At 51.7% G+C, this 19,744-nt stretch carries 28 protein-coding genes; 21 read left to right on the top strand and 7 right to left on the bottom strand.

Features of this window, described 5'->3' with window-relative positions; translation table 11 throughout:
• Positions 1–102: 102 nt before the first annotated feature.
• From ACMV5H_RS17415 to ACMV5H_RS17445, 7 genes are all read right to left on the bottom strand, one after another.
• On the bottom strand, positions 103–1,185 hold the full coding sequence (locus ACMV5H_RS17415; RefSeq protein WP_414822183.1) for a tyrosine-type recombinase/integrase: 1,083 nt from the start codon (positions 1,183–1,185) through the stop codon (positions 103–105).
• Entirely contained in the window at positions 1,160–1,438 is a 279-nt protein-coding gene (locus tag ACMV5H_RS17420; protein WP_414822184.1) for an excisionase, read from the bottom strand. The genes ACMV5H_RS17415 and ACMV5H_RS17420 overlap by 26 nt, the downstream gene beginning before the upstream one ends.
• A gap of 71 nt (positions 1,439–1,509) precedes the next feature.
• Positions 1,510–1,689, bottom strand: a complete 180-nt coding sequence (locus ACMV5H_RS17425; protein WP_414822185.1) for a hypothetical protein — start codon at positions 1,687–1,689, stop codon at positions 1,510–1,512.
• A gap of 3 nt (positions 1,690–1,692) precedes the next feature.
• Positions 1,693–2,760 carry a RecT family recombinase gene (locus ACMV5H_RS17430; protein ID WP_414822186.1) on the bottom strand — a complete coding sequence of 356 codons (1,068 nt, stop codon included), beginning with the start codon at positions 2,758–2,760 and terminating at the stop codon, positions 1,693–1,695.
• Between the two features lie 14 nt (positions 2,761–2,774).
• Positions 2,775–5,819 carry a RecE family exodeoxyribonuclease gene (locus ACMV5H_RS17435; RefSeq protein WP_414822187.1) on the bottom strand — a complete coding sequence of 1,015 codons (3,045 nt, stop codon included), beginning with the start codon at positions 5,817–5,819 and terminating at the stop codon, positions 2,775–2,777.
• Between the two features lie 580 nt (positions 5,820–6,399).
• On the bottom strand, positions 6,400–6,594 hold the full coding sequence (locus tag ACMV5H_RS17440) for a hypothetical protein (RefSeq protein ID WP_209526789.1): 195 nt from the start codon (positions 6,592–6,594) through the stop codon (positions 6,400–6,402).
• Positions 6,595–6,994: 400 nt separating this feature from the next.
• Positions 6,995–7,381: a helix-turn-helix domain-containing protein gene (locus ACMV5H_RS17445; RefSeq protein ID WP_173409105.1), complete on the bottom strand. Its 387-nt coding sequence runs from the start codon at positions 7,379–7,381 to the stop codon at positions 6,995–6,997.
• A gap of 102 nt (positions 7,382–7,483) precedes the next feature.
• Here ACMV5H_RS17445 and ACMV5H_RS17450 point away from each other — a divergent pair, with 102 nt between their 5' ends.
• From ACMV5H_RS17450 to ACMV5H_RS17550, 21 genes are all read left to right on the top strand, one after another.
• Positions 7,484–7,726 carry a transcriptional regulator gene (locus ACMV5H_RS17450; protein WP_173409106.1) on the top strand — a complete coding sequence of 81 codons (243 nt, stop codon included), beginning with the start codon at positions 7,484–7,486 and terminating at the stop codon, positions 7,724–7,726.
• 10 nt (positions 7,727–7,736) lie between these two features.
• Complete coding sequence (locus ACMV5H_RS17455; protein WP_173409107.1) at positions 7,737–8,198, top strand: toxin YdaT family protein; 462 nt, start codon at positions 7,737–7,739, stop codon at positions 8,196–8,198.
• A gap of 15 nt (positions 8,199–8,213) precedes the next feature.
• Positions 8,214–8,447 (top strand): hypothetical protein, encoded by a 234-nt coding sequence (locus ACMV5H_RS17460; protein ID WP_253083480.1) that lies wholly within the window; start codon positions 8,214–8,216, stop codon positions 8,445–8,447.
• Positions 8,448–8,508: 61 nt separating this feature from the next.
• Complete coding sequence (locus ACMV5H_RS17465; protein ID WP_414822188.1) at positions 8,509–9,525, top strand: DnaT-like ssDNA-binding domain-containing protein; 1,017 nt, start codon at positions 8,509–8,511, stop codon at positions 9,523–9,525.
• Between the two features lie 28 nt (positions 9,526–9,553).
• Positions 9,554–10,012: a replication protein P gene (locus tag ACMV5H_RS17470; protein ID WP_245209359.1), complete on the top strand. Its 459-nt coding sequence runs from the start codon at positions 9,554–9,556 to the stop codon at positions 10,010–10,012.
• 15 nt (positions 10,013–10,027) lie between these two features.
• Positions 10,028–10,426: a hypothetical protein gene (locus tag ACMV5H_RS17475; protein ID WP_414822189.1), complete on the top strand. Its 399-nt coding sequence runs from the start codon at positions 10,028–10,030 to the stop codon at positions 10,424–10,426.
• A 2-nt stretch (positions 10,427–10,428) separates the two neighbouring features.
• Complete coding sequence (locus ACMV5H_RS17480) at positions 10,429–10,659, top strand: hypothetical protein (protein ID WP_179252718.1); 231 nt, start codon at positions 10,429–10,431, stop codon at positions 10,657–10,659.
• Positions 10,656–11,282, top strand: coding sequence for an HNH endonuclease (locus ACMV5H_RS17485; RefSeq protein ID WP_414822190.1), 627 nt, complete (start codon positions 10,656–10,658; stop codon positions 11,280–11,282). The genes ACMV5H_RS17480 and ACMV5H_RS17485 overlap by 4 nt, the downstream gene beginning before the upstream one ends.
• Positions 11,279–11,818 carry a hypothetical protein gene (locus ACMV5H_RS17490; RefSeq protein ID WP_414822191.1) on the top strand — a complete coding sequence of 180 codons (540 nt, stop codon included), beginning with the start codon at positions 11,279–11,281 and terminating at the stop codon, positions 11,816–11,818. The genes ACMV5H_RS17485 and ACMV5H_RS17490 overlap by 4 nt, the downstream gene beginning before the upstream one ends.
• 225 nt (positions 11,819–12,043) lie before the next feature.
• On the top strand, positions 12,044–12,199 hold the full coding sequence (locus tag ACMV5H_RS17495; protein ID WP_414822192.1) for a hypothetical protein: 156 nt from the start codon (positions 12,044–12,046) through the stop codon (positions 12,197–12,199).
• Positions 12,200–12,259: 60 nt separating this feature from the next.
• Positions 12,260–12,853, top strand: a complete 594-nt coding sequence (locus ACMV5H_RS17500) for a DUF1367 family protein (protein WP_414822193.1) — start codon at positions 12,260–12,262, stop codon at positions 12,851–12,853.
• Positions 12,853–13,140, top strand: coding sequence for a DUF1364 domain-containing protein (locus ACMV5H_RS17505; protein ID WP_414822194.1), 288 nt, complete (start codon positions 12,853–12,855; stop codon positions 13,138–13,140). Before ACMV5H_RS17500 ends, ACMV5H_RS17505 begins: the two co-directional genes overlap by 1 nt.
• The gene (locus ACMV5H_RS17510; RefSeq protein ID WP_414822195.1) at positions 13,137–13,973 is read left to right on the top strand and encodes an antitermination protein; all 837 of its coding nucleotides are present in this window, start codon (positions 13,137–13,139) and stop codon (positions 13,971–13,973) included. Before ACMV5H_RS17505 ends, ACMV5H_RS17510 begins: the two co-directional genes overlap by 4 nt.
• Positions 13,974–14,483: 510 nt before the next feature.
• The gene (locus tag ACMV5H_RS17515; RefSeq protein WP_414822196.1) at positions 14,484–15,512 is read left to right on the top strand and encodes a DNA-methyltransferase; all 1,029 of its coding nucleotides are present in this window, start codon (positions 14,484–14,486) and stop codon (positions 15,510–15,512) included.
• A gap of 161 nt (positions 15,513–15,673) precedes the next feature.
• Positions 15,674–15,928, top strand: a complete 255-nt coding sequence (locus ACMV5H_RS17520; protein WP_414822197.1) for a phage holin — start codon at positions 15,674–15,676, stop codon at positions 15,926–15,928.
• Entirely contained in the window at positions 15,928–16,458 is a 531-nt protein-coding gene (locus ACMV5H_RS17525; RefSeq protein WP_414822198.1) for a lysozyme, read from the top strand. Before ACMV5H_RS17520 ends, ACMV5H_RS17525 begins: the two co-directional genes overlap by 1 nt.
• The gene (locus ACMV5H_RS17530; protein ID WP_414822199.1) at positions 16,455–16,793 is read left to right on the top strand and encodes a DUF2570 family protein; all 339 of its coding nucleotides are present in this window, start codon (positions 16,455–16,457) and stop codon (positions 16,791–16,793) included. The genes ACMV5H_RS17525 and ACMV5H_RS17530 overlap by 4 nt, the downstream gene beginning before the upstream one ends.
• A complete protein-coding gene (gene lysC, locus ACMV5H_RS17535) occupies positions 16,693–16,995 on the top strand; it encodes an Rz1-like lysis system protein LysC (protein ID WP_414822200.1) in 303 nt (100 codons plus the stop codon). The genes ACMV5H_RS17530 and lysC overlap by 101 nt, the downstream gene beginning before the upstream one ends.
• A complete protein-coding gene (locus tag ACMV5H_RS17540) occupies positions 16,992–17,378 on the top strand; it encodes a hypothetical protein (RefSeq protein WP_414822201.1) in 387 nt (128 codons plus the stop codon). Before lysC ends, ACMV5H_RS17540 begins: the two co-directional genes overlap by 4 nt.
• A gap of 121 nt (positions 17,379–17,499) precedes the next feature.
• Positions 17,500–18,477 carry a terminase small subunit gene (locus tag ACMV5H_RS17545; protein WP_414822235.1) on the top strand — a complete coding sequence of 326 codons (978 nt, stop codon included), beginning with the start codon at positions 17,500–17,502 and terminating at the stop codon, positions 18,475–18,477.
• The gene (locus ACMV5H_RS17550; RefSeq protein ID WP_414822202.1) at positions 18,467–19,738 is read left to right on the top strand and encodes a hypothetical protein; all 1,272 of its coding nucleotides are present in this window, start codon (positions 18,467–18,469) and stop codon (positions 19,736–19,738) included. The genes ACMV5H_RS17545 and ACMV5H_RS17550 overlap by 11 nt, the downstream gene beginning before the upstream one ends.
• Positions 19,739–19,744 lie beyond the last annotated feature (6 nt).

Genomic DNA, 19,744 nt, shown 5'->3' on the forward strand with positions numbered 1-19,744 from the left:
AGGAATCGTACTCGGTCTTTTTTTATTCTATTGATTTATAAGGATAAAAAATCAATTCCACGAAAATACACGAAATTTCCACGAATTCCTATACTCGGCCTTTTACAACATCACGTATTCTTTTCCCCTCGTATCGAGATATTTGTCCGTCATTTTGACCGACTTATGCCCCAGCAATTTCATCGCAAACTCCTTCCCTTTCTCCTTCTCATACAGTCGCCCGGCCAAGCTTCGGATCTCATGGAACGTTGGCGGCGAATCCTCAAGAACGAGCCCAGCCAGTTTCCTGGCCTTCACAAATGTTTTTGTTAAGCTGTCAGGATTAAGGGAGCCGTCCAGGCTGTTTTTCCTTATCCCTGAACTGACCATAAAGCCTGTGGTGCTGGCCTGCTTGCATCGTTCAATAACCGCCTCCAGTTTTAGCCCCAGCGCAAGAAGCTCCAAATCCAGTGGTACAGAGATCATGGCGCCAGTTTTTCCCTGGGTGATCTGCAGGCGACCATCAACAATATGTTCGAAACGGATTTGCGCCACATCCTCCCGACGCTGGCCGGTGATCAGCGCGAGATCCATTGCAAGGCCAAACCATGCGGGCAGAGCGGTAGCCGCTTCACGAATGGCTACGTATTGCTCCAGTTCCAGGCGTTCACGCTTCACAGTAACCGTGGCCGCTCTCGTTGGTGTCACCGGGTTGCTATCAATATGGCCTTCGACAATTGCCTCGCGGAAAATGTCAGACAGCACGGATCGCATGGTTGTGGCCATTGTATGCTTTTCCTGAACCACCCAGAACTCGAGGAACTCAGCGACATGCCGTGTCGTGATTTTTGATAGCACCATCGCCCCCATTTTCTCGCTGACGATGGCTATTTGCCCCTTGCGTGATTTGTAGGTGTTATCGGATAGCTTACGACGTTTGAAAATAACATCGTATCGCTCAAGCCAGGCGTTCAACGTGTATTCGTGCGTCCCCTTTATTTTTTCAAGCAAAAGAACAGGGGAGTAGTTCTGCTCAATGTAATGGTTGGCCTCGATCGCCTGGGCAATTGCGTCTCTTCGTGCGATTTCCCCAAGTGGAATTTCCTTCTTTGTTATGGGGTTTCGCCAATAGTAAGATTTGTACTTACGGCGATAAGTCAAATTTTTGGGTTTTTTCATATCATACCCGTCCTTTCGCCGTGCCATTGATTACCTTCTCCATAAACACGGCCCGTGCGGGCTCCGCGCTTTGGGCGTCTCTTATTTTCTTTCCGAGATTTAGGTCGTTTGGGTTGATATAGATTGCGCCAGGCTTAACGAAGTATTGCCTGCCTTGTTTATCCGGTGTCGGGTATATGTTCCCGTTCCTTGCCCACCGCTGGAGCGTCGGTCTGGTAGGCTTAGACTTGTCCGTATAAGTTTCATCAGCCCATTCTTCTAATGTCAGTAACTTGGTCATTGGTTATGCCTCGAGCACACAACCGGCCACCATGATAAACGCGATGGCCGGAGTGGTTTGGTTTTTGGAAATCAGTTTTCAGGTCGGTAGGCTTCGCCACAAAAAAGAACTGCGTGTGGTCGGCGCACCTGGATCGCTTCTTTCACCTGCTCGCATTCAGCTTTGGTCGAGTACACCCGCTCGGATACCGGCAGCGCATCACAGAAATTGTGACCACAGGCGTTAACTAACAGAACGAATCCGATTAGCATGCATCACTCCTTAAACTCAGAACGCATGTCATCCAGTGCAATCTGGAAACGTTCCAGATCATCTGCACTGAGGTCACGCTCGGAACGGCGAACCAAAGCCTCCGCTGCTGCAAAGGCTTCCGGTGTGCTGCAGGCTTTAATCTGCTCATTTACGGTTGTAGCCGTGGTGATCTGCCGGTGGCGCTTGACCACTTTATTTTTCAGCTCGGTGTAATCTGTGATGCCCAGTTTCTGTTTCAGCTCCTCGACCTGCGCGCGGATAGCCGTGGTTTGTTCGGGGGCTTTCGCCTGCTCGATCGCTGCCCGGATATCTGCCGCAATACCGTCGCTGTCTACCGGCGGGGCGCTGCTTTGCTGCTGCGCTGCCGCAACTGGTTCAGTCAACTGGCTGACACTCACCCGCGCTGCAGGGGCTCCCGGATTGATTTCTTTCTCGTTCCGCTGCTCGAGTTCGTCAATTGTGTACACGCCGAGGATGACCTCAGGGCAATACAGGCGCGCCCAACGCTTAACGGCCAGGTAGGCCAACTGCTGGCGTGGATCATCAGCCCAAAGCGTAGAGTTGCGTGTTCTGGCCTGCGCCAGCAACAGGGTAAGTTCGCGAGGCTCTGCCTCCCCCTTGAGCGTGGCCCATACCTTTATGCCGATCCCTTCTTCGTCCGCCATCCGCCAGCCAGGAACGCGGTATTCACCTTTTTCACTTCTCTTGACTTCAAACTTCCCGATGACCTTATCCCATGGCCCAAACCAGTCGTAGTTGATACGGTCAACCAACGGCCCGCGCGTGGAAATCACTGCGTTGACGAGCTGTGCCTCATAGCCGAGTATCCCGCTCACCGTGTAGGTCTTCTGCGCTACTGCAAAGGGGTTCATTTGCCACTGTGCTGCCTGCATCGCGATTGCCATACAGTCGGCAGGGTTGCCCTGTAGATGCTTGGGAACCGTGGCCACGCCGCTGGCCATCATCTGCGCAAAGTTGCTGATGGCTGTCAGGTATTGAGGATTGAACAGGGCAATGTTGGAGTCAGTAACCGAGTTCGTTTTTTCTTCTGCCAAAGTGATATTGCTCATTTTTTTCGTTCCCCTTATGCAATGCGCAGCGCTTCAAGCCGGCGTTGGTCAAAATCGTTCAGGTCGTCGATCACTTCTTCTGTGATCGGCGCTGGCCATGTTTCGGTGTCGAAAGCTTGCTTGATATCGCGCATCGCTTTTTTGTATTCCAGTCGGCCCAGCTCCAGCAGATCCGGAGAGGCCTCAACGATGGCCACCCAGTGATAGCCCTCGTCCTTGTTCACGAAAATCCAGAAGAACTGATCAAAGGCGGCAACGTCGCAATACATGGCCGCGCTGAGGTGGTAATCGCGGTCGATGATTTCCCGGTGCAATTTGGCGCGTAAAAAATCCTGTTTAACGCGGCCCATGCTGGTCGATTTGAGATCCACACCCAGGCGAACGCCATCAAGGTCAATCTCTAGGTCTGGACGAATGCGGACCTCGAGGCCTGTGTCTTCGTCGATCCCGAAGTAACTCACCTCGACAGCACGGTTCTGGTGCTGCAGTAGGGGGCCAGCGGACGGGTGAGTGAACAGGGCACGCTGAATGGCTTTCGCCGCCTGCATTTGCTGCTGGGTCACCAACTGGCGTCCGTCATCTGACGACGTCCATGCATCAAGGATTTCATCGGCAAAAATGGCCTCAGGCAGAATCGTTTTGATCCGGGCTGCCATGTCCTCTTTTGACCCGCTGACCGGCAGCGGCGCAGGGATGGCTTTTTCACGCGTGGCGAATTCCAGATCAATGGTTGCCAACTGCTCGAGCAAAGCATCACGGCCGCCGCTGGTTTTCAGCATTTCGGGCAGGGTGGCGTTGTACTCTTTGATGCAGGCTTTCATGGCAGTAGCCGTGAATTTCTGCCCCTCGGCGATGCTCTGAAACTCCTGCGGTAGCAAGGTGTAAATCCGGCCGATTTCATCAGCGTTGCCGCCCAGGGCGTAGGGTGTTGGCAACTTGGCGTTGTGCTCATCAAGGAGTGAACGCAGCGTGTCCGAGTCCGTCATTTTGGGCAGGGTGGCATTGTGCTTTTCGATGAATGCGCGCATCGATGCTACGCCGGTGAATGCACCCTCAGGAATGATTGGCTCGATGTTGAAATCGTTGGTCAGTTTTTCAGGCTCCAGCGCCATCGTGTGGACGAGTGAGCCGAAGGTCAGGGCATCGCTACGTTCACGGGCAATAGACTTGATGACGTGGCGGCCATGGAAGTACATCAGGCTGATCCGTGCATCCTTCACTTGGGTGCTACTGATGCCGTTCGCCGCGTGGTAAACGTCGTTCGGGATATCGTGGTAACGACCAGGCTCGAAATAGGCCGGGTACGTTACGGCAGGTTCTGCCGTTTCGCTGGCAATCACCTCTGGAGCGGTTTCGCTCACTGGAGTGGATACCTCCACAGCTTCTTTGTTTTCGAGGGTGACGCTTTGAGGCTCTGCGCTACCTTCGCGCAGATAAGATTCAATGCGTTCGTTGATCAGATCAATCCGCTGGGATTTATCATCAAGCCAACCCTCGAGTACATCGCAGGTGAGGTGATAAATATCATCCTCGACCAGTTGCTTCAAGGGATCACAAGGCTCTATCTCTTTGGCCAGCAGCCTGGCGAGATATGCGTAATTAAGGCCGCCTGTGTTTACGATAAGCTCCTCGACATCAATCACACTCATCACTGATGTTTTGCCTTCAAGAGCTCTCATGATTTCGCGGCGTAGCCACGCGCTGCGCGTTGTTGGTTCGAGATCGCTAACTGCGTCCACTTCTTCTTTTTCGCCTTCATTTGAGGCGATTTCCGGCGCAAGTTCTACAGGCGCGTTCTGAAGAGGGGAAGCCTCAAAGAGTGCGGACACGTCGAACTGACCGCTTCCCATGCTGACCAGTTCGCCCGCCAGCGTCGAGCTGCCAACACCTTCTGCTGCGCCTGCCAGCGTTTCATTCTCAAGCTGTTCATCAGCCAGTGAGCCTGCCTCGCCCTGCGGCAGCGATTGGGTTTGAGCATGGTTTTTTACCTTCGCTGTTTTGTCGTCAATTTCAATCAGGTTCGCATTGATATAGTCGCGTAGTGGGCCAGGTGTTAGGTGGAGGGTTTCCGGCGCATTGCGGATAAGCATACCAACGGCCTCACGGGAAAAGTCCAGAATGCCGGGAGTTTCGGACAACTGTCCATACCATGCTAATGGGGACTTTTCTTTGCGCGTTTTCATCTCTTTTACTGCATTAACAATGCCGATTGGCGGCCTGCTGATATCAAAATCGGATGGGTAGTGCGCAAGGTAGGTAACTGTTTCAAGTTCGCTAAAGGACGCTATTGGTGTGCCGTAGGCTGGTTTCTTGCCTGTGCCGGCCAGTGCGCCGGACGACGTGCGCGGCAATTCTACCTGTGAATTATTTGCGGTACCGGGCGACGTCTGCCACTTGGAAATTACAGACTGGCGATCATCTACTTTCGCATTCAGGTATTCGGTTGCGAACTGACTAATTTTGCCTAGCTCTGGCGCTTTATCGAATGGTGGCCAGATAGCCTTTATGGCTGCAATGGCTACAATTGGCATGTCCGGGTAAACGTAATCGAACCCCTTAAGATTGGAGAGGGCCATGATGACGTTTTGCGGGTACCGCTGCGAGTCATCCATCATAAGCCTGGTTGCTGCTTTCAGCTGCTCCCCTGTCATTTTCATGCAGTCACGGCCAAACAGCCACGCGGCGGCAATCACAGTATGCTTGTCGAGGTCTATTGCGGAATATGTGGTCTCGTCTTTTGCTGGCGGTTTTGCGGTTACCTGCGGCAGCTGTTGCGCGGGTTCGGTAACGATCAGCTCCCACGTCAAACCATCATCACCTAAGCAATAACGGTCACACCAAGGTTCGCTGAATACACCTTCGATAGGCAAGTCGTCGACCACCGGGAAGTTTGTGCGAACTGGTTTGAAATACTCTTTCGGATCCAGCTCGGCATCTTCAATTTTGTTTTCCAGATCACGCAGCGCTCGGGCGTCGTTCTTCGCTTCAAAATAAATGAACAGGGAAGGTTTGCCGGATTTTTGTTTTGCCTTGAGATAATAGGCATACATGTTTTGCATTATGCAATTCTCCTGAATTTAGGTAGAATGCAGTCGATCATTGACTGCGATAGTGGTCATTGGTTATGTCTCGGTTGCTGGGGGTGGTTCCCCGGCTACCCATCCCCCAGATGTAAAATGGGTAAGATGGCCCGCCTAGCGCGGGCTTTTTTACGTCTAATCGTCATAGCTCCGGTTGCAGTGAGGGCAGAAGCAGATCACCTTGCTGCCAGCCTCTTGAACTGAAATGCCAGTAGGACGCGTGGGGGTGGTTTGTTGCTGATAAATGTCCCGCTTGCAACGCCAGCAAATCCCGTCACGTGGCGCGAAATGCGGGTAGCTTTTTTCTTTGCAATATTTGGCCTGCGCCTGTCGAGCCTCTTCTGAGTTAAAAGTTTTCACATCAACACCTCGTTAAATAATTGCGATTTGGTGCCTTTCAGGCGTGGGGATCCCGTGGGCAAAGTAATTGCCCGTCAGGTGCCGGTTATTTTTTAATTAGAAAGTGCAAAAATTAGAAAGAACACAAACGCCCAAAACAAAGAACAACCGATGATTATGTCCTTCCAAACATGTCGCCGAATGGTCATGGTTTATACCCTCAGTGGGTACCAGCTGGTTCGAACTCCGCCGGGATGCCGGGGGCTTCGAACGGTGCCTTGATGGCGCGCAGGTTGCCTGTCGGTTCAAACCGGTAGACGCTGCGCGTGTGGTCGAACGAGGCAACCCAAGGCGCGCCGGTGCGCTTATTGCGGAGGGTTACCGCTTTGCCGCTATTAGGAACGATTGTATTCATTGGTTTATGTCTCGGTTAGTCTGCATGCTTTTCCCGTTACCGGGGCTACGGATGATGGCTGTCAGGACAGCGCCTCTACAAACTCTGCAAAACTCAATGCTTCTTCGCCTTTTGCCAGGCTGTTGAAATATTCTTCGTATGCATCTTCCATCATCTAGCCCTCTGCGGTAGTGGTCATTGGTTATGTCTCTGCCGTCTTTCCGGCTGTCAGAACGTTTTCACCTGCTGCTTGTTGAGATCAATTAAACACAAAGTTTATAAACATGTCAACAAAATGAGTTTAAAAGGCGTGTGGGCATAAAAAAACCGCCATGCGAGGCGGTTTATGATAGGAAGGATTTTATTATTATTTTTTAAAAACAGTGAGTTGTGGGAGTTTTATGAGAAGTAAGGCCTTCAGCTATGGCTGTTTATTTCTTCGTTGTGCGTATCTAGCTGTAAACTCATCCAATTCTTTAAGCCGCATTTCGAAGGCGGCGATCATGTTGTCTTGATCAGCCTCAGGAAGCTGAGCAAAAAGGTTGAGCAGATGAGTTTGCCTTTGATCAAGTCCTGTCTGGCTATCATCACCCTCGCATAAAATCCACGCGACAGAAACGCCTAACTCCTCCGCTAATTTTAAGGCAGAGCTTTTCCCAATAGTGCCGCGAGCAAACCAGTTATTGACAGATTGAGGGCTGACGCCAGCTATCCTGGCCATCTCTGCCTTAGAGATACCCTTCAAGTCCATCAGCTCATTCAGCCGCTTAATTTGCGGGTGATCTACTTGGTGCGTTTTTCCTTTCATGCCAGAAGTTTAAACCAAATGTTTATAAGTAAAAACACCCTTAATGTTGACATAATAATAAACATATTGTTTACTCTGGTTGTCTAACCACAGGAGCTATGTATGAGTGCATTGGAAAAGGCCATCAGTCGAGCGGGAAATGCGACCAAGTTGGCCAAGAAACTGGGGCTTTCGTCAATGGCCATTAGCCATTGGAAGAAGCGCTATAACGGCGTGATCCCATCAGAACATGTTCTCCCAATCTTTAACTTAACCGGGGTAACACCCCATGAGTTGCGGCCTGACCTTTACCCAAATCCAACCGATGGATTACCACAGCAGCAGGATACCTGCGTCGCCCCTTAAGGACTGATATATGGAAATCAAACACGAGTTGATCCGCGACGCGCTGCGCGGATGGGCCACGGAGGCCACTCAGCGCACGGTTGCAGCCGAAATCACTCGGGCTTACTTCGACATGAATCTGGACCTGCCACACCTGGACCAGATCGAACGTGCCGACGGCACTGTGGATTTTGCTGCCTGGCACAACAACAAGCAGCAGATCTTCCGTTGGCTGGACAGCGACACTGCTGGCGCCCGTCGGAAAATCGAAATGCTGCAGCCTGCGATCCTGGCCGCCTTACCGGCAGAACTGCGCGCCCGACTAGTCGCAGGCAAGAGCATCGAGTATCTGGCCATCCGTTCGCTGAAAGAGCACCAGGAGGCGATCGCCGCGGCTTTGCTTAACGCATCACCTGCAGACTTCGAGCGAGAGTGTGACGAGGCGGAACGGAGCTTCCATGAACTACGGCGCGCATATTGCGCACTGCACTGACCGAGACATAAACCAATGACCACACATGATGATTTCCTGCAAAAGCAGATCGCCGCGCAGCTGCGTGAGGCGAAATACGAGGAGGCTGTCGCAGTGTCGTCGGCCATGGCTGCTGTCGATCACCAGCGCAGCAACCCACGCATGAAATTGCCTGAACTGCTGGCATGGGCCAAAACGCATGCGAAGCATAGCAGGCGAGTAAAGGGGAAACCGACCAAAAGCAGCGCCATGGCTTCTGCACGACGTTAACCCTTGTGTGTGCAAAACGTAACGCACTCAGCGTTACAGAATACTGATAGTAGAGGCAATTATGGCGGCAAGTTGGATCAAGGTAGAGGTAATCACTCCAGATAAACCGGAGGTGTTCCAATTGTCGGAAATTTTGAAACTGGATCCTGACGCGGTGTTAGGGAAATTGGTTCGCCTCTGGGCTTGGGCTGATCAGCAGACCATCGACGGTAACGCAAAGTGTAACGCTACCAGCGTTACTAAAAATGCAATTGATCGCATCACTTTCGTTACCGGTTTTTCGGATGCACTGATTCATGTCGGTTGGCTGGCTAACGAGGGCGAAACGTTGGTATTCCCGAACTTTGACAGGCACAACGGGAATTCATCGAAAAAACGGGCACTTACAAATAACCGCGTTACAAAATCGAGACAAGTGAAACGCAATAGTAACGCTAGTGGTAACGCCAAAGGTAACGCACAAGGCGTTACACCAGCGGATCCAAATGCGTTACCAGAAGTAGAGGAAGAAGTAGATCTAAAAGATAAAACCCTCTCTCTAGGGGGCCAGCAAAATTCTGATGATTTACCCCCTGATAAAAAACCAGGGGAACTACAGGAACCGGAACCATGGGGCGACGACCAGCAAACGCCATTCGGTAAATTCGCCATGGCTGGTACTTGGGTACCGTCGGAACAGTTCCAACGGCAGGCGGCACTGTGGGGCCGGATTATCACAGGCCCAGCGCCAGGGTACGAAGCCACAGAGCTGGCCAGTTTTATATCGTTCTGGCAGGCCGAGGGAAGGGTATTAAATCAAACCCAGTGGGAACAGAAATTTGCCGATCACGTGCTGTACGAACGGCAACGGGCGGCGGTAAGAAAACCAGCATCAACGGGAGGTTCAAATGCGACAAGAGCAACAGCAGGCGTTACCGCTCAGCAGCAGGTCAGGGCTGCACGAAACGCAGAGCGGGAAAGACAGGGGCTGGCTCCTCTGGGAGACGATGGCGGGGATTTATGCGAACCGCTGGGTGAGCAAGAACGGGGTGCAGCCTTCCATGATTTGGGTCCAAGCGATTTCGCGGTTCTCGAATGAACAGCTGGCGTTCGCGGCGAAGCGGTGCATGGAACGCTGCAGCGCGGGTAACCACTGGCCACCAGACCTTGCCGAGTTCACGGCGATTGTCGGCGAGTGTACGGCTAACCCGTTCGGGCTCGCAGCCGAGGATGTCATGGCGGAATACAAGCGTTGGCGCAACGAGTCATGGCGCTATGAATCGTCGGAAAGCTTCCCTTGGAAACACCCAGTGTTGTTCCAGATCTGCACCGAACTGCGCAGGGCTGGTGTCGAGCGAAAACTAGGGCAGGCCGAGCTGGCGGCGCTGGCCGGGCGTCAGTTGGCGAAATGGGCCAAGCAGGTCGAAATGGGCTTTTCAATCCCGCCGATCCGCAAAACCAAGTCCCTGGAGCATCGGCCACCAGGCGAATCTCAGATCGCCGACGCCGACGGGGCTTACAAGAAAAAAGGCATGGAACTGTTGGCGAAAATTCGCGCCGATGCAAAAAGTAAAATCGTTAAATAACCGAGACATAAACCAATGACCAATAAAACAAGCCAAAAATACAGAATTACAACCAAGCAGTTCGTCGATCTGATCCTGGGTAAGGAACTGAGCACCAGCGAAATTTACGAGCTGGCACACCAGGCTTATCCAGATGGTGACCTCACTCGCATGTCAATCCTCACTCGACTGAGGAATATGGTTCGATCTCCACACGCTGAGATTGTTGTCAAAAGCCAGGGGAGCAAGGCGCGATACACACTGATCAGCGCCAGCGAAAAATTTTTGGCGCGAGGGGAGATCAATTATCGCGCTTACTCCCAAACCACCCCGGCCAATGAAACACGGTGGCATTTTAATCCGATTGAACTGCGGTTCTGCCATTTTCACAAAATGTTCGATCAGGCTCTGGCTAAAGTGCAAGTGAGGATTTAACCATGAAAAACACAATTCAAGATTTGATGAATCACCAGTTTGCCATGCTGGAAACTGTTACCGATCCCAATATCAAAGGCGAAGTCTTGCAGGAGGAGCTAGCCCGAGCTAAAGCGGTAGTGGAGATCTGCGGCACTATGGTGAATACCTACCGGATAGCGCTGGATGCTCAGAAAGCTGTTTATGATGGTTACGCAGGCAATGTTCCTAAAGTAATGGGGATTGAGAAATGAGCAAACCATATCCGAAAGAGCAAATATTATTTCTCGAAGCACATTGTCAGGGTATGACATGTCGAGAAATAACAGAGATTTTTAATCATAGGTTTGGCACAAACAAAAGTCTTGGTTCGATTAGGGAGATTCTGCGCGGTCGCGGAATGGATAAACATCTAACAAAAGAACCTAGCTATACGGATGAACAGTTAACATTTCTATTTGTGAACAAAGATAATACTTACCCAGTTCTTACAGAGATGTTTAATAATCGTTTCAAAACCAATAAAACTGTAGACGCCGTTAGATGCTTCATGCGTGGAAAAGGGTGGGGGAAATATCGACTTTCTGGTCGAGGGGATTACCAAAAAGTTTACATCAAAGGTAAGCCTATACGGTTGGATATCTATGTTTGGGAGTGTGTGAACGGACCACTCAAACCGGGTTATACAGTAATTCATTTGGATAACGACAAGAACAACAACCAGATCGCCAACCTGATGGCTGCTCCGTCACATACAAAAGCGATGTTCGTTTTATCTGGTGGTGGTGATGCTCCCAAGGCTCTTGCTCCGGCACTATATGCCAAGGTCATGTTACAGGGTGCTATCCGGAAAATTGAGAAAGGATCCAGACCATGAGCAACAACGATGCACTTAGCCAGCCTATCGCATACACAGACCGCGAAGAACTGGAGTCTATGCAAGGCCCTGGTGGTGATACATATGCGAACCTGTGGACTATTCCCCACGGTTTCGGGCAAGACATAGCACTCTACTCGCAAGAGTACGTAACAACACTGCAATCTGCGTTAAAGCTTGAGCAAGAGCAATCAGCATATTACGAGCAGCATATGTGGCATTTCCACGGACTTGCTGAATCTGAGATTAAACGTGCAGAGGCAGCAGAGCAACGGCTGGAACTAGTTCGCGAGCAGCATAATAACGAGCTTCGCACAAACTCAAAGCTGGAGCGGCGACTACAGCAGCTTATCAAGTTGCCAGCGGCGGAGGGGGAACTGGAGCAAAACTACCTCGATAAAGTCATTAAGGCCCTCAACAGCGCAGGAGTCCAAATTCGTTACGACTGTCCGCGCTGCAATGGTCTGCTTGATTTAACGTGTCGGCCTAATGGGGCTCACTATTGCCATCAGCAGGCCAAGGCTGAGATAAAATAAATCTCGAAAAGTCAATCGGGTTTTGTTGTGTGGTGAGGTAAGTAAAAAGAAACCTTCAGGGAGGATAGTTTCTTATAAATCATATGATTGTGATTTAAATCAGTATTTTGACAGCAAGTATTTGATCAAATTTATTTCTGCTGATACTGTGTTTATATACAGTAAATCCTTTGGCGATCAGTGAAGCGATCGATGAGGTGGAATATGTTTACAGTGGAACAATTTTTGAAGTTATTACCGTTCACCGGGAGAGCAGTGGTTTATATGGATCGTGGCGAAGCGCAATCAGTGTTAGTTCTCACTGATGGGCAAATCATGGCCGATCTGTCGTTAATGATCGAGTTAGTCAAACGCGCGGGCTACGACGTCCGTAAAAAGTGAGCTACACTACACCCGTCAGCCTGAACAGCTGATCACCTGCTGCGTCTTGGAGTGAACACCATGGCGCAGTTACAACTTATCAAGCAATCATCAGGAATACTGATCCCGGCCAGCCCGGAGACCAGAGAATTCCTGCAAACGAAATGCAAGCTCGGCGCCGTGCTGGTTGCCGACTTCAAGCAGGTGCGAAATCCGGCGTTTCATCGCCGTTTCTTCGCGCTTCTCAATCTGGGTTTTGAATACTGGGAACCTACCGGCGGCGCGATATCGAGTAATGAGCGCAAGCTGGTGACCGGCTATGCAAAATTCCTCGCTACTTTCGGTGGTAATGAATCCGCGTTATTGGATGCAGCTGATCAGTACCTGGATCGCATCGCAGATCGACGAACTGGTAGCATCAGTGCGTGTAAATCCTTCGATGCCTACCGGGCATGGGTAACCATTGAAGCCGGGCATTATGACGCGATCCAGCTTCCAGATGGCACCCTACGTAAGCACCCTCGCAGTATTTCGTTCGCCAACATGGACGAAACGGAATTTTGTCACCTCTACAAAGCCGCGCTCGATGTTCTATGGCGCTGGATCTTGCATAAACCTTTCCGCATGCAGCACGAAGTAGAGAACGCCGCGGCACAGCTGATGAATTTCGCATAATGGCAAATCTACGAAAAGCGGCCGAGGGCCGAGACTGCCAGATCCGGATCCCTGGAGTATGTAATTTCAATCCCTACACCACGGTGCTGGCGCATTACCGCTTGGCTGGCACCTGTGGTACCGGAATAAAACCCGATGATGCTCAGGGCGCGTGGTCCTGTAGCAACTGCCACGATGCGATCGATGGCCGCATTAAAACCGAATATGACCGTGAAACCCTGCGTCTGTACCACGCCGAGGGTGTATTTCGCACGCAAGCAATTCTGAGAAAGGAAGGAAAATTATGAATCTCGAGTCGGTAGTAAAATATTTCTCACCGAAATCTCCAGTGCTGGGGGACTCGGTTCCGGCAACGGCTTCGGATTCTTTGACGATCAGTGACGTAATGGGGGCGCTGGGAATGTGTCAGGATCAGGCGGAATTGGGCCTGTCAGCGTTCTTGGGGAAGGTGGGCATTAGTGAGGCTGACAAGGTTAAGGCGGTAGTGTTGCTTGCCAAGCACTGTATAGTGCGCTCTGACACCGTTGCAGCTATTCGCAAACTCCCAGGCGAAACCAAAGCCCGAGTGATCCTTACCCTGGCGGCATTCGCATTCTTGGACTTTTCCCGTAGCGCTGCCAGCGAGATCCCCTGCGACGCATGTGATGATGGCTTTATCGAAGAGCGGAAATTTGTCATGAACAAGCTGGCGAAGGCCCACGACACTATCGACAGCTTTGCGCGAGGAGATTTGCCAGCTTCGATTACGCAGTTGGAAGGTCGGGAAATGCGGGTGAAGCATGCTTTCTATGAAACCACGCGCAAGGTGTGCCCAAAATGCAACGGCAGAACGGTGATAAAAACGGACTGCAATGATTGCCGCGGTCGTGGGGTAGCCATCGACAAAGATGAGTCAGAGCGCCAAGGCTTACCAGTGAAGAAACCCTGCAAGCGTTGCTCAGGGCGTGGCTATGAACGAATACCTTCGACTCAGGCTTATAGAGCGATCGCTTGTATCACTGAAAGTATTTCGTTAGATACCTGGAAAAAATCGGTGAAGCCATTTTATGACGAGATGATCACCCAGTTGGATATTGAGGAAGAGAGAGCCAATATGGCGTTAAGGGCAACGACAAGTTGACAAAATAATGAGTGATTTTATCGCGAGCTATTTACATTTCCCGAAAGTGTGGTAGTTTCTCTCTAACGATGGGTGTTTTGTGCCTGACGTTGAAAAGCCCGCCTCTGTGCGGGTTTTTGCGTTTCTGGAGATCAAGAAAATGAAACAGTAAACGGAAATACCGACGAGCCAAAAGGCGCGCAAGCCACTGTCATGATGTGGCCCCGAGTCCCCGCGTAGGGAGCCAGCTTTGTATCTGGTTAGGGTTAATGTAAAAGGCGCACCGGCGGCGCAGCGTGAAAGCCAATCACGCACCGGTTACGGCTGAGGGGGAGCAGAGACGAACCCAACATGACGACTCAAGGGCATGGGCGCGGCCACGGCGTAATGTGGCAACACTATGTTTGTGAATTGGGCGGCGGCTAGGTGTTATCAGCACACTAACCGCCAGGCGCTCATGCTTTTCGGTCACAAGCGAACCTTTTGCCCATGCTGCTTAACAGCGGTATGAGCCTATCAAAGAGGGCGCTAATGATCTCAGGTACCTGTCTTGTCAACGCTGACACAATCGAATACATCAAAACCCTGCCTGATAACTGTATCGATCTGATCGCTACTGATCCTCCGTATTATCGGGTGAAGTCGTGCGCCTGGGATAACCAGTGGAAAAGCGAAGCCGATTACCTTGCCTGGCTGGATGAGTTGCTGGCCGAATTTTGGCGGGTGCTAAAGCCGAACGGCAGCATGTACATTTTCTGCGGTAGCCGGTTAGCGTCAGATACAGAGATGTTGGTTCGCCAGCGGTTCGACGTGCTGAGTCACATCATATGGGCCAAGCCATCAGGCCCATGGAAACGGCAGAACAAAGAGAGCCTCCGCGCATTTTTCCCGGCAACAGAGCGGATCATCTTTGCAGGACATTACGCCGGTCCGTATCAGCTAAAAGATACCGGGCACGCCGCCAAGTGTTCAGAGCTGAAGCAAAACGTATTCAAGCCGCTGATCTACTATTTCAGATCGGCACGGCAGGCACTGAACGTATCAGCCAAAGAAATCAACTGCGCAACGGGCAGCCAGATGACAAGCCACTGGTTTAGCGAAAGCCAATGGCAATTGCCCAGCGAAGATCAGTATCTGGCGCTTCAAGAGCTTTTCCGGCGTAAGGCTGACGAGCAGTGCCAGGCCAGTGGTCTTGATAAGCCACATCATGTCCTTGTGCGGGAATATGCCTCACTGAATCGCGAATATAAGGTGCTTTGCCAAGAGTACAAACAACTGCGGCGTCCATTCTCCGTATCAGTGGATGTGCCATATACCGATGTTTGGACGTTCTCACCGGTGCAGTATTACCCAGGCAAGCACCCCTGCGAAAAGCCAGCAGCCATGATGGCGCACATTATCAGTGCCAGCAGTCGTCCTGGTGATGTGGTGGCAGATTTCTTTATGGGTTCAGGCTCCACCATAAAAGAGGCGATCAGGCTGGGCCGTATTGGTCTGGGTGTGGAACTCGAGAAAGAACGATTTGATCAAACCTTCAGGGAGATAAACCCAGAGGGATAAACGAGCCTCGGCATAGTCCGGGGCTTTTTCATTTAGCCGCCCGCCAAGACAGTCAACCATTGCAAATACTCTACTTTTCCAGAGTGACTACGGCGAGCGGCTAAACCCTATCGATCACCCGACAGCCAGGAGAACCCCGGCAAGGGGGAGGGATGAGAAACATGCTGGAAAAAACAGCTGATAACGCCACTCATGTTGGCTGGCTCGTCGGGGCAATGTTAGGACTTATCAATCACTTCTCACCCAGCGAATGGATGGTTATTGGCATTATCGTGGGGATTCTTTGTTCTGTCATCGGTTGCATCACAAGTGTGTGGTTTAAGTGCCGACGAGAGAAATTACTGAAAATGTATCTTGTCGATCGGTCAACAAAGAGCATTGCCGCTCATGATGTTGAGCTGATAGGGGGTGAGTGATGCCCTCAACAAAAAGCAAACTCAGCGCCGCGATGCTGCTGCTTATCGCTGGTGGGGTATCCGCCCCGGTAATGATGGCGCAATTCCAAGATGAGAAAGAAGGGCAGCGGCTGGTTGCATACCAGGATGGTGTCGGCATCTGGACGATCTGCGGCGGCGTGACGACGGTCAACGGTAAAAAGGTTGTTCAAGGCATGCGCCTGGTGGCGGAACAGTGCAAACAGATAGACGCAGCAGAGCAGAAAAAGGCGCTCGACTGGGTAGATCGCAACATCAAGGTAACGCTGACCGAACCCCAGAAAGTGGGCATCGCCTCTTTTTGTCCTTGGAATATCGGCCCTGCCAAATGCTTCACATCGACATTCTACAAAAAATTGAATGCTGGTGACCGGATCGGCGCCTGCCGTGAAATCCGGCGTTGGATATATGACCGCGGGCGGGATTGTCGTATCCGGTCGAATAACTGTTTCGGTCAGGTATTGCGGCGAGATCAAGAGGCAGAGCTCGCATGTTGGGGGATAGACAAGTGACAAAGTCAATCTTGGCAATGCTGGCCGCGCTCGTAGCAGTGGTGATCTCCCTTGGCTGGTATGCATCTTCGCTATCAGACGATTTGGATACTGCGCAGGAGGCCAACGGAAAGTTGGTAAAAGCAGTGGAAAGCAGGGATGAAACGATCAGCGCCCTAAAAGGTGCTGCTGATGCCGATCGCCGCGCCACCGAAGAACAGTTAAAGCTTGAACAGCAGAAGAGGGCCAAGGCCGATGCTGAAAACACAAAGTTACGCAAGGCGTTGGACTCGAGCGACTGTAGCAATCAGCGCCTGCCTGATTCTGCTATCGACATCCTGCACGGAAAGGCCTAAGCCAGCACCGCCCCCGCAGATTATCTACGTTTACCCGCCAGCTGTATATACGCAGCTATGCGAGAAAACCCCATTCACCGGCACCACGTTCGGCGATGCAGTCGTAGCGTTGCAGGTGGCGCAGAACGAGTTGGATGTGTGCGCCTCTCGGATTGAGGGGCTGATTAAGTGGCAACGAGAAAAAACAGGAAAAACACAATGAACAAGACAGCGGAAGAAATTAAGAGTGATGCGTTATCGGCGATGCAGGACTACTTTCCAAATGGTGGCCGTGACTGGGACGCTATCGGCGCACTGTATGACGCTATCGCAGTGGGGAAAATTGCTGGTTTGAGTGTGAACATGAAAATTCACGATCACGCATGCACCAACTGCTTTGCTGATCAAGGCCCATGCCTGGGCGAGTGTGCGGTCAGCGATGAGAACGCAAAGCGGCGCAATGACTTTGAAGAGGCCGCAAAGCCGCTAATCAAGTGGCTGGCTGAAAATGTTCACCCGCACCACACCGTGATTGTTACCAGCACTAACGCCGAGCTGCTGGAAGGGAGTATGTCATTCCCTACAGATGAGTTCCTGAAGGACTGACGGCATTACAGATGGCATTCGATGAGTGCCATCGATAATGCACGATAACCAAAGCCATTTTCCTGCACCCACCGCGCACCCAGCGCATTGGCAGGCTGATGGCTTTTTTATTGGAGGAGTTATGGCGAAGCCGGACTGGGGCGAGCTTCAGCAACGGTTTCTGTCAGAGCACGCCAAAACCAACATCTCACCGAAAGAATGGTGTGAGGCTAACGGACTGAACTATGCGACAGCCCGCCGATACATCAAGAAACCGAGCGCGTTAGATGCGCAAAAAACTGCGCAGCAAAAACTGCGCACTGCGCAATCTGAGAAAAGCGCAAAGAGGCTGGTTGAAAGTGGATTAAGCGCTCAGCAAAAACGCTTCGTCGCTGAATATCTAGTGGATCAGAACGCAACAGCTGCGGCAGAGCGCGCCGGGTACAGTGACCCGAACTACGGGAGACAGTTACTGGCGAATCCTAACGTTGCGCAGGAAATTGCGCAGCAGCAGAAAGATTCTCTTGTGCGCACCTTGGCAAGTGCAGATGAGGTGCTCGAAAAAATGTGGCAACTGGCCACGTTCGACGCCAACGAGATTTCTCAGTATCGCCACGGAGCCTGCCGACATTGCTGGGGGTTCGGTCATCACTACCAATGGCGTGACGCTATCGAGCATGAGGAAAAGTGCGCAGAGGCGAAAGCCAGGAACAAGCCTGATCCACCCGATAAGGGGGGCTACGGATACGACCACAATAGGGACCCTAATCCAGAGTGCCCACGGTGCAATGGTGACGGGATCGGTCGCGCCTACTTTCCTGACACGCGAAAATTATCTGGTATTGCCCGATTGGCTTATTCAGGCACGAAGATAGGTAAGGGTGGGATAGAGATTTCTGCCATCAGCCGAGAAAAAATGTTCGAGGCAATCATGCGCAGAATGGGACTGAACGAAACCGAACTTGCGCAGCGGTTGGTTGAACTGGAGATACAGAAGCGGCAGACAGAGGCAGAACGCCTACAGCTCGAGCTTGCTCTCCAGAAACAAACCAGCGGGGATAACAAGCCGGGCGGCCCTCAGATAATCATTAACCTGGTGAATTCTCCCGATGGCGACTGAACACACGATCACGTTCCTGCCGTTTCATGACGGGCAGAAGAAAATTTATCGTTCATCGGCAAAGCGCAAAGTGATCCGTGCAGGTCGCCGCTTCGGCAAAACCACCATGTTAGAGCAGGCGGGGGGCAACTGGGCCGCAAAACAGATGCGTGTGGGGTGGTTTGCGCCGTCCTATAAAATTCTGCTGCCGTCGTTCAAGGCTATTCGAGATCTGCTCAAGCCGATCACCACCAGTTCCAGCAAGACGGATTCGATAATCGAAACGATCGGCGGTGGGCAGGTGGAATTCTGGACGCTGGACAACCCGGATGCTGGTCGCTCCCGTAAATATCACAAAGTCATCATCGATGAGGGCAGCCTAGTTAAAAAGGGCATGCGCGATATTTGGGAGCAGGCGATAGAGCCGACGCTGCTCGACTATGACGGTGATGCCGTTATGGCCGGTACGCCCAAGGGCGTGGACGACGAGAATTTTTTCTATCAGGCCTGCAACGATAAATCGATGGGGTGGGAAGAGCACCACGCGCCAACAGCGGCGAATCCGACCATCAACCCCGAGGCGCTGGCGCGAATAATTGCCGGACGCCCGCCGATGGTGGTTCAGCAGGAATACAACGCTGATTTTGTCGATTGGCGAGGGCAAAACTTCTTCAAGATGGAATGGCTTTTGGAGAACGGCGTCCCAGTCGATTACCCGGCGAGTTGCGATACCGTCTATGGAGTTGTCGATTGCGCCCAAAAAGGCCAACTACAGAATGATGGTTCAGCCTGCATCTGGTTCGCACTTAGCAACTTTCCATCGCCCTGCCTGGTCATTCTTGACTGGGACATCATCCAGATTGACGGATATTTCCTGAAAGACATCGTGCCGCAGTGGATTGGGAAAGCAAAACACCTCAGCGAAATATGTCTGGCACGTATGGGCACAGCTGGGCTGTTTATCGAGGACAAGGCCACCGGTATCACGCTATTGCAGCAAGGGGCTAACGAGGGCTGGAACGTTCACCCCATTGACAGCGAATTAACATCGCTGCCTAAAGAGTCCCGCGCCATCAATATCTCCGGGTATGTGGCGTCGGGAAAAGTACGCATCTCGAAATACGCCTATGACAAGCTGGTGGAATACAAGCAATCGAAGAAAAACCACCTTCTGACGCAAGTGCTCCAGTTCATTATTGGCGAAGAGAATCAGGACGATGACCTGTTTGACTGTTTCAACTATGGCGTCGCGCTTGGGCTAGGCAATGGCGACGGCTTCTGACGAGAA

It is taken from the genome of Serratia sp. N21D137 (assembly GCF_047530005.1).
In the GTDB taxonomy this organism is placed as follows: domain Bacteria; phylum Pseudomonadota; class Gammaproteobacteria; order Enterobacterales; family Enterobacteriaceae; genus Chania; species Chania fonticola_B.

Excerpts from the sequence above, each read along its gene's own strand:
- ACMV5H_RS17415 (WP_414822183.1), bottom strand. The coding sequence starts at position 1,185 with ATGGCACGGCGAAAGGACGGGTATGATATGAAAAAACCCAAAAATTTG.
- ACMV5H_RS17420 (WP_414822184.1), bottom strand. The coding sequence starts at position 1,438 with ATGACCAAGTTACTGACATTAGAAGAATGGGCTGATGAAACTTATACG.
- ACMV5H_RS17425 (WP_414822185.1), bottom strand. The coding sequence starts at position 1,689 with ATGCTAATCGGATTCGTTCTGTTAGTTAACGCCTGTGGTCACAATTTC.
- ACMV5H_RS17430 (WP_414822186.1), bottom strand. The coding sequence starts at position 2,760 with ATGAGCAATATCACTTTGGCAGAAGAAAAAACGAACTCGGTTACTGAC.
- ACMV5H_RS17435 (WP_414822187.1), bottom strand. The coding sequence starts at position 5,819 with ATGCAAAACATGTATGCCTATTATCTCAAGGCAAAACAAAAATCCGGC.
- ACMV5H_RS17440 (WP_209526789.1), bottom strand. The coding sequence starts at position 6,594 with ATGAATACAATCGTTCCTAATAGCGGCAAAGCGGTAACCCTCCGCAAT.
- ACMV5H_RS17445 (WP_173409105.1), bottom strand. The coding sequence starts at position 7,381 with ATGAAAGGAAAAACGCACCAAGTAGATCACCCGCAAATTAAGCGGCTG.
- ACMV5H_RS17450 (WP_173409106.1), top strand. The coding sequence starts at position 7,484 with ATGAGTGCATTGGAAAAGGCCATCAGTCGAGCGGGAAATGCGACCAAG.
- ACMV5H_RS17455 (WP_173409107.1), top strand. The coding sequence starts at position 7,737 with ATGGAAATCAAACACGAGTTGATCCGCGACGCGCTGCGCGGATGGGCC.
- ACMV5H_RS17460 (WP_253083480.1), top strand. The coding sequence starts at position 8,214 with ATGACCACACATGATGATTTCCTGCAAAAGCAGATCGCCGCGCAGCTG.
- ACMV5H_RS17465 (WP_414822188.1), top strand. The coding sequence starts at position 8,509 with ATGGCGGCAAGTTGGATCAAGGTAGAGGTAATCACTCCAGATAAACCG.
- ACMV5H_RS17470 (WP_245209359.1), top strand. The coding sequence starts at position 9,554 with ATGGAACGCTGCAGCGCGGGTAACCACTGGCCACCAGACCTTGCCGAG.
- ACMV5H_RS17475 (WP_414822189.1), top strand. The coding sequence starts at position 10,028 with ATGACCAATAAAACAAGCCAAAAATACAGAATTACAACCAAGCAGTTC.
- ACMV5H_RS17480 (WP_179252718.1), top strand. The coding sequence starts at position 10,429 with ATGAAAAACACAATTCAAGATTTGATGAATCACCAGTTTGCCATGCTG.
- ACMV5H_RS17485 (WP_414822190.1), top strand. The coding sequence starts at position 10,656 with ATGAGCAAACCATATCCGAAAGAGCAAATATTATTTCTCGAAGCACAT.
- ACMV5H_RS17490 (WP_414822191.1), top strand. The coding sequence starts at position 11,279 with ATGAGCAACAACGATGCACTTAGCCAGCCTATCGCATACACAGACCGC.
- ACMV5H_RS17500 (WP_414822193.1), top strand. The coding sequence starts at position 12,260 with ATGGCGCAGTTACAACTTATCAAGCAATCATCAGGAATACTGATCCCG.
- ACMV5H_RS17505 (WP_414822194.1), top strand. The coding sequence starts at position 12,853 with ATGGCAAATCTACGAAAAGCGGCCGAGGGCCGAGACTGCCAGATCCGG.
- ACMV5H_RS17510 (WP_414822195.1), top strand. The coding sequence starts at position 13,137 with ATGAATCTCGAGTCGGTAGTAAAATATTTCTCACCGAAATCTCCAGTG.
- ACMV5H_RS17515 (WP_414822196.1), top strand. The coding sequence starts at position 14,484 with ATGATCTCAGGTACCTGTCTTGTCAACGCTGACACAATCGAATACATC.
- ACMV5H_RS17520 (WP_414822197.1), top strand. The coding sequence starts at position 15,674 with ATGCTGGAAAAAACAGCTGATAACGCCACTCATGTTGGCTGGCTCGTC.
- ACMV5H_RS17525 (WP_414822198.1), top strand. The coding sequence starts at position 15,928 with ATGCCCTCAACAAAAAGCAAACTCAGCGCCGCGATGCTGCTGCTTATC.
- lysC (WP_414822200.1), top strand. The coding sequence starts at position 16,693 with ATGCTGAAAACACAAAGTTACGCAAGGCGTTGGACTCGAGCGACTGTA.
- ACMV5H_RS17540 (WP_414822201.1), top strand. The coding sequence starts at position 16,992 with ATGAACAAGACAGCGGAAGAAATTAAGAGTGATGCGTTATCGGCGATG.
- ACMV5H_RS17545 (WP_414822235.1), top strand. The coding sequence starts at position 17,500 with ATGGCGAAGCCGGACTGGGGCGAGCTTCAGCAACGGTTTCTGTCAGAG.
- ACMV5H_RS17550 (WP_414822202.1), top strand. The coding sequence starts at position 18,467 with ATGGCGACTGAACACACGATCACGTTCCTGCCGTTTCATGACGGGCAG.